This window comes from Virgibacillus senegalensis, from assembly GCF_000821245.2.
In the GTDB taxonomy this organism is placed as follows: Bacteria; Bacillota; Bacilli; order Bacillales; family Amphibacillaceae; genus Sediminibacillus; species Sediminibacillus senegalensis.
On the sequence record NZ_LN611425.1, the window covers coordinates 530,740 to 545,733 of the forward strand.

General features: G+C 41.7%; 19 protein-coding genes, 1 pseudogene and 1 riboswitch. Of the genes and pseudogenes, 15 read left to right on the forward strand and 5 right to left on the reverse strand.

Annotated elements, in window-relative coordinates; genetic code table 11:
* Nucleotides 1–31 precede the first annotated feature (31 nt).
* The 9 genes and pseudogenes from BN1067_RS13395 (at nucleotide 32) to BN1067_RS13435 (ending at nucleotide 7,043) form a co-directional block, all read left to right on the forward strand.
* On the forward strand, nucleotides 32–748 hold the full coding sequence (locus tag BN1067_RS13395; RefSeq protein WP_053219353.1) for a response regulator transcription factor: 717 nt from the start codon (nucleotides 32–34) through the stop codon (nucleotides 746–748).
* Nucleotides 748–2,514, forward strand: coding sequence for an ATP-binding protein (locus BN1067_RS13400; protein WP_053219354.1), 1,767 nt, complete (start codon nucleotides 748–750; stop codon nucleotides 2,512–2,514). Before BN1067_RS13395 ends, BN1067_RS13400 begins: the two co-directional genes overlap by 1 nt.
* Before the next feature lie 80 nt (nucleotides 2,515–2,594).
* Nucleotides 2,595–2,794: riboswitch (cobalamin riboswitch) on the forward strand.
* Nucleotides 2,795–2,958: 164 nt separating this feature from the next.
* Nucleotides 2,959–3,375: a DUF4430 domain-containing protein gene (locus BN1067_RS13405; protein WP_053219355.1), complete on the forward strand. Its 417-nt coding sequence runs from the start codon at nucleotides 2,959–2,961 to the stop codon at nucleotides 3,373–3,375.
* Nucleotides 3,376–3,380: 5 nt separating this feature from the next.
* Entirely contained in the window at nucleotides 3,381–3,902 is a 522-nt protein-coding gene (locus tag BN1067_RS13410; RefSeq protein WP_053219356.1) for an ECF transporter S component, read from the forward strand.
* A gap of 131 nt (nucleotides 3,903–4,033) precedes the next feature.
* Nucleotides 4,034–4,174 (forward strand): annotated as a pseudogene (locus tag BN1067_RS20240) (sigma factor); the annotation flags it as partial.
* 76 nt (nucleotides 4,175–4,250) lie between these two features.
* Nucleotides 4,251–4,667 carry a DUF4430 domain-containing protein gene (locus tag BN1067_RS13420; protein ID WP_053219355.1) on the forward strand — a complete coding sequence of 139 codons (417 nt, stop codon included), beginning with the start codon at nucleotides 4,251–4,253 and terminating at the stop codon, nucleotides 4,665–4,667.
* 5 nt (nucleotides 4,668–4,672) lie between these two features.
* Complete coding sequence (locus tag BN1067_RS13425) at nucleotides 4,673–5,194, forward strand: ECF transporter S component (protein WP_053219356.1); 522 nt, start codon at nucleotides 4,673–4,675, stop codon at nucleotides 5,192–5,194.
* Between the two features lie 131 nt (nucleotides 5,195–5,325).
* Entirely contained in the window at nucleotides 5,326–5,862 is a 537-nt protein-coding gene (gene sigX / locus BN1067_RS13430; RefSeq protein WP_053219357.1) for an RNA polymerase sigma factor SigX, read from the forward strand.
* A complete protein-coding gene (locus tag BN1067_RS13435; protein ID WP_053219358.1) occupies nucleotides 5,859–7,043 on the forward strand; it encodes a hypothetical protein in 1,185 nt (394 codons plus the stop codon). The genes sigX and BN1067_RS13435 overlap by 4 nt, the downstream gene beginning before the upstream one ends.
* A gap of 557 nt (nucleotides 7,044–7,600) precedes the next feature.
* On the opposite strand, the gene BN1067_RS13445 is transcribed toward BN1067_RS13435, so the two are convergent.
* Entirely contained in the window at nucleotides 7,601–8,098 is a 498-nt protein-coding gene (locus BN1067_RS13445; protein WP_053219359.1) for an inorganic diphosphatase, read from the reverse strand.
* A 198-nt stretch (nucleotides 8,099–8,296) separates the two neighbouring features.
* Between BN1067_RS13445 and BN1067_RS13450 the strand changes: the two genes are divergently transcribed.
* A complete protein-coding gene (locus BN1067_RS13450) occupies nucleotides 8,297–8,764 on the forward strand; it encodes a helix-turn-helix transcriptional regulator (protein ID WP_053219360.1) in 468 nt (155 codons plus the stop codon).
* Nucleotides 8,765–8,825: 61 nt separating this feature from the next.
* Here BN1067_RS13450 and BN1067_RS13455 read toward each other — a convergent pair whose 3' ends face one another.
* Nucleotides 8,826–9,074, reverse strand: coding sequence for a ferredoxin (locus BN1067_RS13455; RefSeq protein WP_053219361.1), 249 nt, complete (start codon nucleotides 9,072–9,074; stop codon nucleotides 8,826–8,828).
* 122 nt (nucleotides 9,075–9,196) lie between these two features.
* Between BN1067_RS13455 and BN1067_RS13460 the strand changes: the two genes are divergently transcribed.
* From BN1067_RS13460 to BN1067_RS13475, 4 genes are read left to right on the forward strand one after another with little or no spacing between them, the layout of a single operon-like run.
* Nucleotides 9,197–10,264 carry a helix-turn-helix domain-containing protein gene (locus tag BN1067_RS13460; protein WP_053219362.1) on the forward strand — a complete coding sequence of 356 codons (1,068 nt, stop codon included), beginning with the start codon at nucleotides 9,197–9,199 and terminating at the stop codon, nucleotides 10,262–10,264.
* Complete coding sequence (locus BN1067_RS13465; RefSeq protein WP_053219363.1) at nucleotides 10,254–11,804, forward strand: RecQ family ATP-dependent DNA helicase; 1,551 nt, start codon at nucleotides 10,254–10,256, stop codon at nucleotides 11,802–11,804. The genes BN1067_RS13460 and BN1067_RS13465 overlap by 11 nt, the downstream gene beginning before the upstream one ends.
* Nucleotides 11,782–12,372 carry a CPBP family intramembrane glutamic endopeptidase gene (locus tag BN1067_RS13470; protein WP_053219364.1) on the forward strand — a complete coding sequence of 197 codons (591 nt, stop codon included), beginning with the start codon at nucleotides 11,782–11,784 and terminating at the stop codon, nucleotides 12,370–12,372. The genes BN1067_RS13465 and BN1067_RS13470 overlap by 23 nt, the downstream gene beginning before the upstream one ends.
* 3 nt (nucleotides 12,373–12,375) lie before the next feature.
* Entirely contained in the window at nucleotides 12,376–12,729 is a 354-nt protein-coding gene (locus BN1067_RS13475) for a hypothetical protein (RefSeq protein WP_053219365.1), read from the forward strand.
* A 291-nt stretch (nucleotides 12,730–13,020) separates the two neighbouring features.
* On the opposite strand, the gene BN1067_RS13480 is transcribed toward BN1067_RS13475, so the two are convergent.
* From BN1067_RS13480 to BN1067_RS13490, 3 genes are all read right to left on the reverse strand, one after another.
* Nucleotides 13,021–13,590 carry a manganese catalase family protein gene (locus BN1067_RS13480; RefSeq protein ID WP_053219366.1) on the reverse strand — a complete coding sequence of 190 codons (570 nt, stop codon included), beginning with the start codon at nucleotides 13,588–13,590 and terminating at the stop codon, nucleotides 13,021–13,023.
* A gap of 92 nt (nucleotides 13,591–13,682) precedes the next feature.
* A complete protein-coding gene (locus tag BN1067_RS13485; RefSeq protein WP_053219367.1) occupies nucleotides 13,683–13,946 on the reverse strand; it encodes a spore coat protein CotJB in 264 nt (87 codons plus the stop codon).
* On the reverse strand, nucleotides 13,939–14,166 hold the full coding sequence (locus BN1067_RS13490; RefSeq protein ID WP_053219368.1) for a spore coat associated protein CotJA: 228 nt from the start codon (nucleotides 14,164–14,166) through the stop codon (nucleotides 13,939–13,941). Before BN1067_RS13490 ends, BN1067_RS13485 begins: the two co-directional genes overlap by 8 nt.
* A 167-nt stretch (nucleotides 14,167–14,333) precedes the next feature.
* On the opposite strand from BN1067_RS13490, the gene BN1067_RS13495 reads away from it, so the two are divergent.
* Nucleotides 14,334–14,960, forward strand: coding sequence for a CBS domain-containing protein (locus BN1067_RS13495; RefSeq protein WP_234400741.1), 627 nt, complete (start codon nucleotides 14,334–14,336; stop codon nucleotides 14,958–14,960).
* Nucleotides 14,961–14,994: the final 34 nt, after the last annotated feature.

Sequence of the window (14,994 nt, forward strand, 5' to 3'; positions counted from 1 at the left end):
TTGGTTAGAATAAATAGGAGAGGCGGATAGTATGACCAGTAAAGAAAAAGTATTGATAGTGGAAGATGAAGAAAGAATTCGACGCCTGATCAGAATGTATTTGGAAAGGGAAGACTACGAGGTGAACGAGGCGGAAGACGGTGAACACGGACTGCAGTTAGCACTGGATAATGACTACGATTTGATTTTGTTGGATATCATGCTTCCGGGAAAAGATGGGATCGAAGTTTGTAAAGATATCCGAGAGCAGAAGGATACTCCGATTATCATGCTGACAGCAAAAGGAGAAGAAGCTAACCGTGTACAAGGGTTTGAAGTAGGGACAGATGATTACATTGTTAAACCGTTCAGCCCCCGTGAAGTTGTATTACGAGTGAAAGCCTTGTTAAGGCGGTCAGCCTCGAAAACATTTTCAGCTGAAGAACATGTCAGCAGAGATGTTATCGAATTTTCCCATTTATTTATCGATAATGATGCCCATAGGGTAAAGGCAGATGGAAAAGAGGTAAGTCTCACCCCTAAAGAATATGAGTTGCTTTATTTTCTGGCAAAGTCGCCTGATAAAGTTTTTGATCGTGAGCAGCTTTTGAAGGAAGTTTGGAAGTATGAATTCTTTGGTGATTTACGTACGGTTGATACCCATGTGAAACGACTAAGAGAAAAGCTGAACAAGACTTCTGCTGATGCAGCAAAAATGATTGTAACCGTATGGGGTGTCGGTTATAAGTTCGAGGTTGAAGGCGACTGATGTTCTGGAGGAGTGTCGTTTTCAAGTTATGGTTTACTATTTTGCTGCTCGTATCCTTTGTTTTGTTGATTCTGACCATTCTTTTGCTCGAATTTTTTCAGAATTACCATGCGGAGGAAGCGGAACGAAATTTGATGCAGACAGCAACGAAAGTCTCTGTCATGGTAGAACAATACGATGACAGAGACTTGATTTATGAGACAACGGAACGTATCAAAGACCCTTCCAGCAAGATTGCACTCGTTTTTGGAGTGGATGACTTTTGGATTTCCGAAAATAGGGACAATAGCCCGCCCAGTATTTCGTATGACTGGCTTATGTCGGAGGAAGATTTATCCTCGGTAATAACTCGTGATGCTGAAGTAAAAAAACAAGTGGTCTTGCCAGGAAGCGAAAATAAGGTGATGATTGTTGGAACAAAGCTGTCAAACCAAGAGGGCGCTGTTTATGTCTACCAATCACTCAATGTACTAAAAGAAACCACCAGGCAGACAACAAAGATTATTTGGCTTGCCGCAGGTGTCGCGTTGATTCTCACGACCATCTTTGCTTTCTTTCTGTCTTCACGGATTACTTCCCCGTTAATTAAAATGCGGGAAGGGGCTTTTGAATTGGCGAAGGGTGAATTCAATACGAAGGTGCCTATCCTGACTCACGATGAAATCGGTGAGCTGGCTATGGCGTTCAATCGAATGGGAAGACAGTTGAAATTCCATATAAACGCTCTAAGGCAGGAAAAAGAGCAGGTTTCCGGTATTTTAAGCTCCATGGCGGATGGTGTTTTGACATTAAACAGAAAAGGAAACATCATGGTTTCCAATCCGCCTGCTGAAAAGTTTCTCGAAGATTGGCATTATGAAAATGATTCCCAGGAAGATGATATCCAGTTACCTACAGAACTGATGGACACGTTGCAAAAAGTAGTAGAAACAGAAAAAGAAGTAATGCGGGAACTCTCGATACAAGGAAGAAATTGGGCGATGATTATGACACCTCTGTATGACCAGTCGTATATTCGCGGGGCAGTCGCAGTATTTCGTGATGTTACCGATGAAAGACGGCTTGACAAACTGCGCAAAGATTTCATAGCCAATGTTTCCCATGAGCTTCGAACTCCTATTTCACTATTACAGGGATACAGTGAGGCAATCGTCGATGATATAGCTGAGAGTAAGGAAGATAAAAACGAGCTGGCTGGAATCATTCATGAGGAATCGCTGCGAATTGGCAGATTGGTTAATGAACTGCTTGATTTAGCCAGAATGGAATCCGGGAATATTCAATTGGATCTTGAACCTGTGCAAATGCGGTCGTTTTTAGATCGGATTGTAAAAAAATTCAGTGGATTGGCTCGGGATAAGGATGTCACGCTATCATTAGAGAATAGCCTTCGCTCTGATCAGGTCGAATTTGATCCTGATCGGATTGAGCAAGTTTTTACGAATTTGATTGACAACGCCATCAAGCATTCTTTTTCAGGTGGAGTAGTGACGATTACTCTAAACGAGGAAGTAAAAGAGATTGTCTGCTCAGTGAAGGATACTGGAGCAGGAATTCCATCTGCTGATTTACCTTTTGTTTTTGAACGTTTTTACAAAGCGGATAAATCGAGAAAAAGAGAAAATGGCAAAACGGGAACAGGGTTGGGACTTGCGATTGCCAAAAATATTATGGATGCACATCAAGGTTCGATGACCGTCAAAAGTAAAGTGGGAGAAGGGACAACCTTTACGTTCCGAATTCCGAAAAATATCGAATTACCATAAAACATGGAGAATAATCTTGTTCCTTATGTAACATTCCAGCTTCCTAATTGGAAGGAATTGTGATAGAATTATGGCTGGAAATTGAATAGGAAGACTGCGGTGCTTTCAAGTCGGTTAATCCCGACTGTAAAGCTTAAAAGGGAATCTGGTGAAAAGCCAGAGCTGTCCTCGCAACTGTAAGTGCGGACGAAATGGAAAATCCACTGTGTGCCATACATGGGAAGGATCCAGAGTAGGCGGATGCACGAGCCAGTAGACCTGCCGCTGTTGTCTTGTTTCAAACCTTCGGGGATTGAGTGTTTGAGACTGCCAGTATATGACTTTAGCTTTCGTATTCTTGGTTTGTCTCAAAAACATATCTTCTCAGAAGATATGTTTTTTACTTTTTTACATACACAAACACTAAATCTTTCCCTGAAAATTATATTCGGGAGGTAGACTGTCGTGAAGAAGCTTTTATTTTTACTATTAAGTATGCTGTTTGCTGCAGCTTTCGTAACTGGGTGCAGTCAGCAACAGGAAACATCTGAAAATGGGGAGACACAGACAGAACAATCTGGTGAAACCGAAAGCCAGGAAACTGTAATGATCACCGTTTCGGAGAATGAAGGAGAAAACATCATCACAGAAAAAGATGTTGAAATCGAAGAGGAGGCTATTCTACTTGATGTAATGAAGGAAAACTTCGAAGTAGAAGAAACGGATGGTTTCATTACTTCCATAGAAGGTGTCAGCCAGAATGAAGAGAAAGGTAAGTACTGGATGTACACCGTTAATGGAGAAATGGCTGAAGTCGGAGCAAATGAGTATGAACTTCATCCAGAGGATGAAGTCACGTTTGATTTGCAGGCTATGGAATGAGTTAAGTGAATACGTATAAGCTAACACTGATTGCTGTGCTCTCTGCTTTGGCTGTAGTGGGAAGGTATGTCTTTCAGTTCCTTCCCAATGTTCAGCCGGTTACTGCCTTTATCATTATTTGCGGATACTTTTTAGGACCGGTATCCGGAGTATTGCTTGCAGGACTAACCACCTATCTGTCCAACCTGTTCCTTGGTATGGGACTTTGGACAATATGGCAAATAATCGGATGGGCGCTAATCGGATGGATGAGCGGACTAATCGGGAAGTACTGGAAAACCATCCCGCTTCCCCTCATGGTTGTTTACGCGGTTATGTGCGGCTATCTCTACGGACTTATCATTTCATTGGCAACCTTTTCCGTCGCGGGGAAATTTATGTCCTATTACTTGCTAGGGCTTCCGTTTGATACTTATCATGCAATTGGAAACGGGATTTTTATCGCGATTTTATTCCCCGTGTTTTCCAGAATTTTTGCCAGATACCTGCGTGACTCTGAATACGGAAAAATACCAGCTAGTAAATAGCTGGTATTTTTTGTTTTACCTCTAAAAGAAAGGAAACAAGAAAGGTATAATAGAGGCAATTGATCAAAAAGTTACATGAATGTAACCTTTTCGCTTTGCACTCCGACAATATAGTGAACGGGGGATCTCCCATGAAAGCTGTTTTTCAGGAATTGTATCAGAAATACCACCAGGACTTATTCCAGTTTTTAATGTATATGACGAAGGACAAAGAGCAGGCAGAAGACCTCGTCCAGGAAGTTTATATAAAAGTGATAAAATCATANCTCAGAAGATATGTTTTTTACTTTTTTACATACACAAACACTAAATCTTTCCCTGAAAATTATATTCGGGAGGTAGACTGTCGTGAAGAAGCTTTTATTTTTACTATTAAGTATGCTGTTTGCTGCAGCTTTCGTAACTGGGTGCAGTCAGCAACAGGAAACATCTGAAAATGGGGAGACACAGACAGAACAATCTGGTGAAACCGAAAGCCAGGAAACTGTAATGATCACCGTTTCGGAGAATGAAGGAGAAAACATCATCACAGAAAAAGATGTTGAAATCGAAGAGGAGGCTATTCTACTTGATGTAATGAAGGAAAACTTCGAAGTAGAAGAAACGGATGGTTTCATTACTTCCATAGAAGGTGTCAGCCAGAATGAAGAGAAAGGTAAGTACTGGATGTACACCGTTAATGGAGAAATGGCTGAAGTCGGAGCAAATGAGTATGAACTTCATCCAGAGGATGAAGTCACGTTTGATTTGCAGGCTATGGAATGAGTTAAGTGAATACGTATAAGCTAACACTGATTGCTGTGCTCTCTGCTTTGGCTGTAGTGGGAAGGTATGTCTTTCAGTTCCTTCCCAATGTTCAGCCGGTTACTGCCTTTATCATTATTTGCGGATACTTTTTAGGACCGGTATCCGGAGTATTGCTTGCAGGACTAACCACCTATCTGTCCAACCTGTTCCTTGGTATGGGACTTTGGACAATATGGCAAATAATCGGATGGGCGCTAATCGGATGGATGAGCGGACTAATCGGGAAGTACTGGAAAACCATCCCGCTTCCCCTCATGGTTGTTTACGCGGTTATGTGCGGCTATCTCTACGGACTTATCATTTCATTGGCAACCTTTTCCGTCGCGGGGAAATTTATGTCCTATTACTTGCTAGGGCTTCCGTTTGATACTTATCATGCAATTGGAAACGGGATTTTTATCGCGATTTTATTCCCCGTGTTTTCCAGAATTTTTGCCAGATACCTGCGTGACTCTGAATACGGAAAAATACCAGCTAGTAAATAGCTGGTATTTTTTGTTTTACCTCTAAAAGAAAGGAAACAAGAAAGGTATAATAGAGGCAATTGATCAAAAAGTTACATGAATGTAACCTTTTCGCTTTGCACTCCGACAATATAGTGAACGGGGGATCTCCCATGAAAGCTGTTTTTCAGGAATTGTATCAGAAATACCACCAGGACTTATTCCAGTTTTTAATGTATATGACGAAGGACAAAGAGCAGGCAGAAGACCTCGTCCAGGAAGTTTATATAAAAGTGATAAAATCATACCATACGTTTAAGGGCGAGAGTAGTGAAAAAACATGGCTTTTTTCCATTGCCAGGCATGTAGCTATCGATTACTTCCGAAAGCAGGCTACTAAACGAAAGCGGATCCTCGATTTCTTTGATTGGGGTGAACGCGGAGAGCAACTGGAAGATCTATCGATCCTGCCGGAAGAGATAGCTGAGCAAAACGAAGAAGTGAGACAAATTTACCGCTGCTTGGATAAGTGCAGCATGGATCAAAAAAGCGTTATTATCTTAAGGTATATACAATCCTTTTCTTTAAAGGAAACAGCGGAAACTCTTGGTTGGAGTATCAGCAAAGTAAAAACCACTCAGCATCGAGCGATCAAGGCATTGAGACAGCTTCTTCAGCAGGAGTACGGAGAGGAGGGAAACATCGAGTGAACAAAAAATGGGATGACCAACGTGTAGAGAAAAACTTAAGAAAAATGCCTACCATACAAGATAGTCGATCTGAAGAAGAATTGTATCAAAAGGTGGTTGCAGGATTACAGGATTCAGACAGGAAACAAAAACGATCCTGGAAATCATGGATGATTCCTTCATTTGCTACCTTGGCTGTCCTTGTATTGATCGCTGTCATTAGCCAGAGTGCTATCCGAATGGATCGTTATTCTGATCCAGAGGACGCTGTTGATTCATATACCAATGAAATGGCTGATGAAAGTAAATCTGCTAACTCCGTGGAAGAGCGTCTCCAACCGGAACGACATTCTGCAGATGAACAAAACGGAGCCGCTGATGGTGAAGTAAATGTAACCATGGCAGAAGAACCAATCAGTAAAGCGGTTTATATAGAAAACAAGGAGACAACTGTTTTCGACGTGTCCATACCTATTGATGGGAGCGGTTATCTTATCCCCACAAGTTATGTAACCAAAAATACGAATCAAAGTATGGAAGATCAGTTGAATCATTTTGTTGATACCTCGGAAATCGGATTACCTGCTAACCTTTTGGAAGGAGCAACATTTCAAGTAGACAAGAGTGATGGAGCCGCAATTGTGAATTTTCCAGAAGACTATTCTTTTGAGGATGAAAGATTTACCGGAAATTTGGGTGTAGTCTTATCCAGATTGTTTTTGCCGCATAAAATCAATCAAGTTAAGCTGAAGAGAAATGGAAAAACAGGGATTCCTGTAGAAACAAAAGGGGAAGTCGTAGATAAGATTCCGTTAAAAGAACCAGGGAACTATGTTTATAAGCTTTATCAACCGCAGGATGATGCACCGGAATTTTTAGCGGCTGTACCAGTGACCATTAAGGAGGATATGGAAGCTGCTTTTTTGGAAATGCGAAAAGAAGAGCCTGACTATAATTTGAAGGCAGCAATACCTGAAGATGTTAAATTTCAGGTTCAGACTATGGACGAAAATGTGTTAGTCGACCTTAATGGCGCGATTGGAAACAATCAGAAAACGTTAGATATGATGGAAGCGATGATGATGACTGCTAAAAGCTTCGGCTACAAAAGAATTGAATTTAACACTGGAATGAACCGCGTAGGACCATATGATCAATTGGATAAGCCACTGAAAGTTCCAGATGGAATCCATTTGCAATAACAGCCGTTACAGTATCAGCCTGCTCTCCTAACAAAAATATAAAAAATAGAACGATTTTACACTGGCCGCAGAGGGAAATAAACTCGCTTTCCGTGGACGAACGTCCGAGCCTCCTCGCGTAACCCACTGCGGGGTCTCGGTCGCCCGTTTTTCCGCAGGAGTCTCGCCTATTTCCTCTGCTACCTTTTATAAAAATATAGAGCCTTTTAACCGCATACTATCATAAAGCTTCCATACTACAGAAAAGAGAGTGACTTTTTTGTATATTTGGCAGCTGCTAATTCCACATTAGCGTTCGGTGATGACGCCTGCGGGAACAGCGCGAGCCGAAGATCCACTTGGTCAAGTGCTATTCTTGACAAAGTTAACTGAGGCCGTGCCCGCGGCAAGCATCCACCGACAAGCGATTCTTGTGAACCAACTAAAACTTTTAACGGCTTCTTTAGTTAAGAAAGGAGTTATTTAGCATCACAACAGAAAGGTCTAGAGAGTACGGCTTAAATGAAAAAGGCTGCCTTTGTGTAATGGAATGACTAAAGGCAGCCTTTAATTTAATATTATTTGCTTTGTTCCTTGTATCTTGCCACACAATCTTCGATCAGTTTATTGGCGGCTTCTACGCCTTCCCATTCACCGATTTCTGTCTTTTTGTTTTGCAAGTCTTTGTAAGTCTTAAAGAAATGAGAAATCTCATCCAGCTTATGGGAAGGAACATCTTCCAAGCTGTAAACATCTTTAAAACGAGGATCTTCCACTGGCACTGCAAGCAGCTTCTGGTCTTCTTCGCCGCTATCGATCATATTCAAAAAGCCAATAACCCGAGACTCGATGACACAGCCAGGGAAAGTCGGGTTCGTTACTAACACCAAAGCATCCAATGGATCCCCATCCAAAGCTAAAGTTTCATCAATATAACCGTATTCTGCCGGATAAAATTGCGGAGAAAAAAGCACTCTATCCAGTTTGAATACACCTTTTTCCTTATCGTATTCGTATTTGTTCTGATTTCCTGTAGGGATTTCGACAAATACATCAATCACTTTATTATCTGCCATTATTTTTGCCTCCTTGTTTGCTTGACAGGAACAGCTGAAAACCTTCACCTGCCAAAAGTTAATGATAAACAACTATGTAATCAGCTTCGGTAACATATTATATCAATTTTTATTAAGGAAAGAAAGCAGATAACATGTTAGAATGTAAAAGAGATTCATCCTTACATAAGAAAATTGAGCAACAGGACGGTAAAGTAAATGGACAAAAAGATACTGAGCAACCAAATTTCAAGTAAAATCAAGTTAGTCAGAGTGGAACAAAATTATACGCAGGATCGGATGGCTTCCATTCTCGGAATCTCCAAAAAAACATTGGTTCAAATCGAAAAGGGGAGAACCATCGCCAATTGGACTACCACAGTAGCTATTTGTGCTTTATTCCGTAACAGTGAAGTCATCCGGAACTTGTTGGGCGGAGATGTGCTGGAAGTTATTGAAACCATCGCCCACACTTCGGTAGAAGGGCCTATGGAAAAGCACACAGAGGAAACGGTGTGGTGGAGTGATCTTTCGGAGAACAACGGTTATATTCTTCAGCAAAATGTCATAAGTCAGCATTACCGTATTATCGACCAGGACAAGCAGCGATGGTATAGTTCGACAGATAAAGAGGCTGCCATTGCCAAGCTGGGTCAAGTGAATCCATTGGTTTCCGGTAAAATATAAACGAATAAACCATATTTTCGAAACCCAAAAAAGAGATGCAATTGCATCTCTTTTGAAAAATTTATATAAAGTGATCTGGGTCTCCATGGAATGGTTGTTCTGCTACCTTGATAGACTCCGTAGGACAGCCCTCATGGGCATCTTCCAGATCTTCTTCGAGCTGGGCGGGTACTGGTTTGTTTCCCTTGTTATGATCGAGTAAGGAAAAAGCAATGCCTTCATCATCATAATCAAAAATATTTGGGGCAGCCGCTCCACAAGCTCCGCAAGCGATGCACGTTTCCGGATCGACAATAGTAAACTTCGCCATGAAGAGTTCCTCCTAAAAATTATTGCGCTTCGAGTGAATCATGCAATCACTATTCACTATTGTATTGCGGTTTCTACTTTACTGCAATCGTAAAGCCAGCTAAATAGAAAGGGTATACGGCCATGTTGACGGAAATAATTTTAGACAGCCTTTCAAAATTGAATCAAGAGCGGAGCAGTGCAGCGGTATATCATCTGTTGGTCGGAAAACGATCCTCTCAAACATTGCAGGATGCCCATATCTATCATTTAACCGGCTACTTTGGCTTGGCAAAAGGAATGGAAAAACAGGCGTTTGACGAGAAAATTGCAAAGTTGGTCAGCAAACAATATGTTCATCAGACAGGAGATTTTGTAACTGTTACGGAAGCCGGAAGGTCCTTTTTGAAAAGTAGAGTAAAGTCGGGGAATTTAGACCATTTTCATGGCCTTGTTTATGACCGTGTTTCCGATATCTTTTATGAAAGACTTTCCTTGTTCATTCAAACAGCCACGAATATCGTAAGCGGCAATCATCGATTCATCCCTGTTACTGATAATCAGGAAGTTTTGCACTGGTTGAAAAAATATTATGCTGCAAACAGACATCGGCTTGAGGAAATATTGAATCAGTTATATGGCGAACTCCTCGTTTACCTGAACCGGTTGCCGGAGCAATATGCCGAAATATTTGTGAAGAGATTGAGCGGTTTCTCTCATATTGGTCTGAGCAAGGTCCAGCTTGCGGCTTCTTATGAAATGGATAAGTATGAGTTTTTAGTAGTGTACCAATGGATATTACATCGGCTGCTAAACTATGTAACGGATGAAAATATTCCGACACCTGTTTTGGCTACTTTTGCCAGAGGACTGGTTCGAGAGGTCTTCTTGACGGATTCAGCGCGTAAAACGAACGAACTGCTTAAACAGGGTATGGATGTCAAGGAGATTTGCCGAATAAGAAGGTTAAAAGAGAGTACAGTACATGACCACTTAATTGAAATAGCCTATGCGAATCCGCAATTTCCTTTAGACAACTATGTATCTCCGGAAGCGGTAAGGGAAATTACCGGACAAATGGAACGATTATCCTCAAGGAAATTAAAACATATCAAACAAGCATTGAATGATCGATACACGTATTTGCAAATACGGCTGGTTTTGGCTATATATCGGGAAGGTTGGCAAAAGGAGTGGAAACATGACGGATAAGCTTACTAGTGCGTTGAAAAAATATTTTGGCCATCGTTCTTTCCGGGAGGGGCAGCGAGAGATTATCGAAGATGTCCTGTTTGGAAAGGATGTGCTCGGTATCCTGCCGACTGGTTCAGGAAAATCGGTTTGTTATCAGCTGCCCGCCCGATTGCTGCCAGGATCAGTGCTGGTCATTTCACCATTGATTTCTTTGATGATGGACCAGGAAAAGCAATTGGCAGCAGCTGGATATAAGGATGTCATTGCATTCAATAGTTTTTTAAGTTTACAAAAGAAGCAAACTGCTTACCGAAATTTGACTGATTATAAATTGATATATGCTTCGCCGGAAATGCTGCAAAATAAAGGATTTATCAAAAAACTTTCCAAACTGCAGATATCCTTGTTTGTAGTGGATGAAGCACATTGCATCTCCCAGTGGGGCCATGAGTTTAGACCGGATTATTTGAAATTGGGACAAACAATAGAGTCGTTAAATCGTCCACCAGTCCTTGCATTGAGCGCCACAGCAACACCTGAAGTGCAAAAGGACATAGCCTTTCAGTTGAACCTGCCAAACATAGTTCGACATGTTCATCAAATGGATCGAGAAAACATCGCTTTCCAAGTAGAGAAGCTGGATAATCCTGAAGAAAAAATCAAGCGGATTTCCGACTTGTTAAAGGCAAAGCCAGTTCCGACCATGGTTTACTTCTCTAGCCGAAATTGGACAGAAAAGGCTGCAGCCGATCTGTCTACGGCACTTCCGGATTTAAACATTGCCTTTTACCATGGCGGAATGGAACAATCTGACCGTATTTTGATCCAGCAGCAATTCATGCATGATCAATTGGATGTGATTTGCTGTACAAGTGCTTTTGGGATGGGAATCAACAAACAAAATATCCGGCTCGTTATACACTTTCATTTACCAACGCAAGTCGAGTCATTCATTCAAGAAGTTGGGAGAGCGGGAAGGGATGGTTTGTCCAGTGTGAGTCTCGTTTTGCTGGCACCAAATGATGATATCCTGCCTAGGAAGCTTATCCAATCTGAACTGCCTGGCAGTGAAGATATCGACAGGTTGATCTATTTTTTAAAAGCAAGGATGAACCAGGGTAATTTTGAAGTGCCTGATCAAGAGATTTTGATGGAAAACGTACAGATAACGGAAACACAATGGCGATTCATCCAATATCATTTGGAGAAGCATGGTATGATGGAAAATAATCGCATGCTACCCACCTCGAATTGGAGGAAAATCCCGGAAAAGATTAACCGGGTGGCAGTTGAAAGAATCAAATATAAGGTTTCCAAAGTCAATGAATTGCTATGGTGGGCTGAACAAGGGGATTGCAGGAGGAGAACGTTGTTTGCTCCATTCCAGGATAGCATTAAGCAGCCGACATATCATTGCTGTGATAGATGCGATTTTAAAATTTCTGAATGGACGCCTGTCACAAAAAATGTTGATCAACACGAATCCTTTGATTGGAGACAGGCGTTTAGCAGTTTGATGCTGCAAGGAGAAGGCGATGAAAAGATTAAGTCAGGCTGAAGCTGTACGCCAGCTTACCGGTAGTCAATTGAAGAAGCAACTATATCTATCACAACTATTTATTTTACTTATTGCTTTCGGTATCAGTTTTTGGCTCTTTTCTTCCATGCGCCAGTGGACGGAAATGATTACCTGGAATCCAAGAGACATCCTTTTATACGGATTAATCCCTGGATTGCTTATTGTCCTGATCGATTTACTGTTAATGAAATGGTTTCCGAAGAAAGCTTTTGATGACGGCGGGCTGAATGAGAAGCTGTTTACCAACTGCAGCTTCAAGGAAGTAATGGGGATATCGCTCCTTGTAGCCTTTTCGGAGGAAGCTTTGTTCCGAGGTGTATTGCAGACGGAACTAGGCTATCTAACCGCCAGCGCGATTTTTGCACTCGTACATGTAAGGTATTTAACGAAACCGGTTTTATTGCTGGGCGTTGTAATGATCAGTTTTTATTTAGGTTGGATGTACGAACTGACGAATAATTTATTGGTTACAATGACAGCTCATTTTGTTGTGGATTTTATCCTAGGTGTTTTAATCATGAGAAACGGCACCAAGAGAGGGGGTTGAAGGATGGAAGAGGAAAGCAGCAAGGATCAAGCAAGCCAGCTACGTGATTTGGTAGAGGAGATGGATGAAAATACGGATAGCGGAGAGGAAATGAAGGATCATTTTGAACAGGAAGAAGTCAATGTATTGAATCTTCCCCCTCGCAAAGAAGTACATCAAAGCAAAAAAACAAGAATAAAGTGGAAGCTCAGCTTGCCGCTTATACGGTTACTCGTAATTCTTTTTCTCTTGATTGTCGCTGTTATCGCGTCCTTTCAATTATGGGGCGACCAGCTGTTCAATCTTGATGATGGACAAGGGTTTGACAACATTCTTCCCGGATGGGAACAAATCAATATCAAAAGGCATGAAAAGTAAATAGAGAGCCGGCTTTCACCAGGCTCTTTATAATAGTATTTACCATTCATAACCGTAGGACAGCCAGGGAGCAGTAATAAGTGTTGCGGGTTACAGGAGAAGGGGGAATGTAGGAGGTTGCTTTCTACGGTATTGTCATATTGTTAAGCTATACCAGGTTTTAATAAAGCTCCCCAATATATGCTTGCCGGAGAAGAGTTGCGCTGTACCTTAAGAAGGCTTTCCGGAATATATTATTTAAGGTGGGTACTCCTCTTGCGGGAATCAGCTTTCGAACAGTTACCGCATAGGTCAGAAGAATACCTTCTTGTCCCTTTCTTCCTTCAGTATTTCCACTGCCTCACGGAATCGCTGGGAATGGACAACCTCCCTCTCTCTTAAATATTTCAGTCCGTCATTCAATTCCGGATCATCTGACATGTTGATGATCCATTGATAGGTTGCCCTTGCTTTTTCTTCCGCGGCTATATCTTCATATATATCAGCAATCGGATCTCCTTTGGCCTGTATGTACGTTGCAGTCCAAGGAGTGCCCGACGCGTTCTCATAAAACAAAGCATTGTCATGGTTGGCGTAATGGTCACCTAAACCAGCCTGTTTCATTTGTTCCGGGGTCGCATCTTTAGTCAATTTGTAAACCATCGTTGCGATCATTTCCAAATGGGCGAATTCTTCTGTTCCGATGTCGGTCAACAACCCGATCACTTTGTCGGGAATCGAATAGCGCTGATTCAAATACCGCAGGGCAGCTGCCAGTTCCCCATCAGCACCTCCGTATTGTTCTATCAAAAATTTTGCCAAACGCGGATTGCACTCTCTGACACGCACCGGATATTGAAGTTTTTTCTCATAGTACCACATGCATCATCTTCCTTTCCTGACTGTTGTGCCATATAAACAAGCTGCTGAACGGTATAAGGAAGGGGCAGTCTGCATACACACTGCCCCTTTCATCATACTTGCCATGGCCAGGGTGCATCCTTCCAATTCCAAGGGTAATCTGAATAACTCATGCCGTATTGAAACAATGGACCATATTGCTTTTCATATTGTTTTTTTAACTGGCGGCTTTGCTTGGAGTGATGGTTGAACTGCCTGACCGCTTCTTCATCCCATGGATGAGTATCTAAATATAACGTCAATTCACATAATACGAAATCGACTGCCTGGATTTCTTCTAATAGTTCATAATAGGCGCTTGTCAGCGGTTCATTCATCTGTCTCCCCCCTTTTATAAGGAGATTCATAAGGACTGAATAATGCTGGCCACAAAGTTCCTCGGTACAGAGCTTCTTTTACTGTTGGGTACTGCGGAAGTCCGGGCGGCTGGAAACCGATATATAATTGAGGCGGCGTCTCATAACTCTTGACTTCGATTGGGCAACAAGGGTCAGAGGGACTTACATAGGCTTTGTAAAATTTCCGCTGGCTGAACATGGCTAACTCCTTTCTCGCATAGGCGCAAAGATATGTATCATTGTATGAACCGGACGATTTGTCTTATTCCGCTGTGAACATGTTAATTAATACGCAAGCAGGGAATGGAATAGCGGATGTAGAAATAAATATATAATATCTTTAGTAGGAGGGTGATCGAATTGTTTGTGAAAAGCATATTAAAACCAAGCTATCAGTGTATCATCGCGTCAGAAAAGGATACACTAAAAGCTACTATAAATCAGTTGGAAACAAAAGATATTGAAGCAATGCCGGTGGTGGATGATTCCATCTTCAAAGGGATGATTTCGAAGCAGGATATTTATCAGGCTTTTTTCGAAAGCGGGCAATCACGGGATGAATTTCTAAGTGGAACACTTGTAGGGGATGTAGCGTCACACGGAGATTTATACATTGATGAAGAAGCGGTTTTTGAAAGAACGTTGACAACTTTCAAAGGTTATCCCATATTGGCTGTAGTCGGACCGGATAAAAAATTTCTCGGCATTGTAACCCGCTTCGATATGATCGAACAATTCGAAAGTGCCTTTGGGTTGAAGAAGCACGGGATTAGGATTGCATTTACTTCCGAGGAATCGACAGGCCGCTTATCACGACTGGCTGATATTATCAAACAAAACCATACGAATGTAATATCAGTAACGACCTTTGATGAAACTGACAAGTTAGCCAGAAGAATTGTCCTGAAAGTGGAAAAAACAGACAATATCGACAAATTATCCAGCAAACTTGAAAAATCAGGATTCCGCGTATTGGATATTAAGGAAGTATAGAGCCAAAAGAAAGAGTACGAGAAGGAAGGATAAA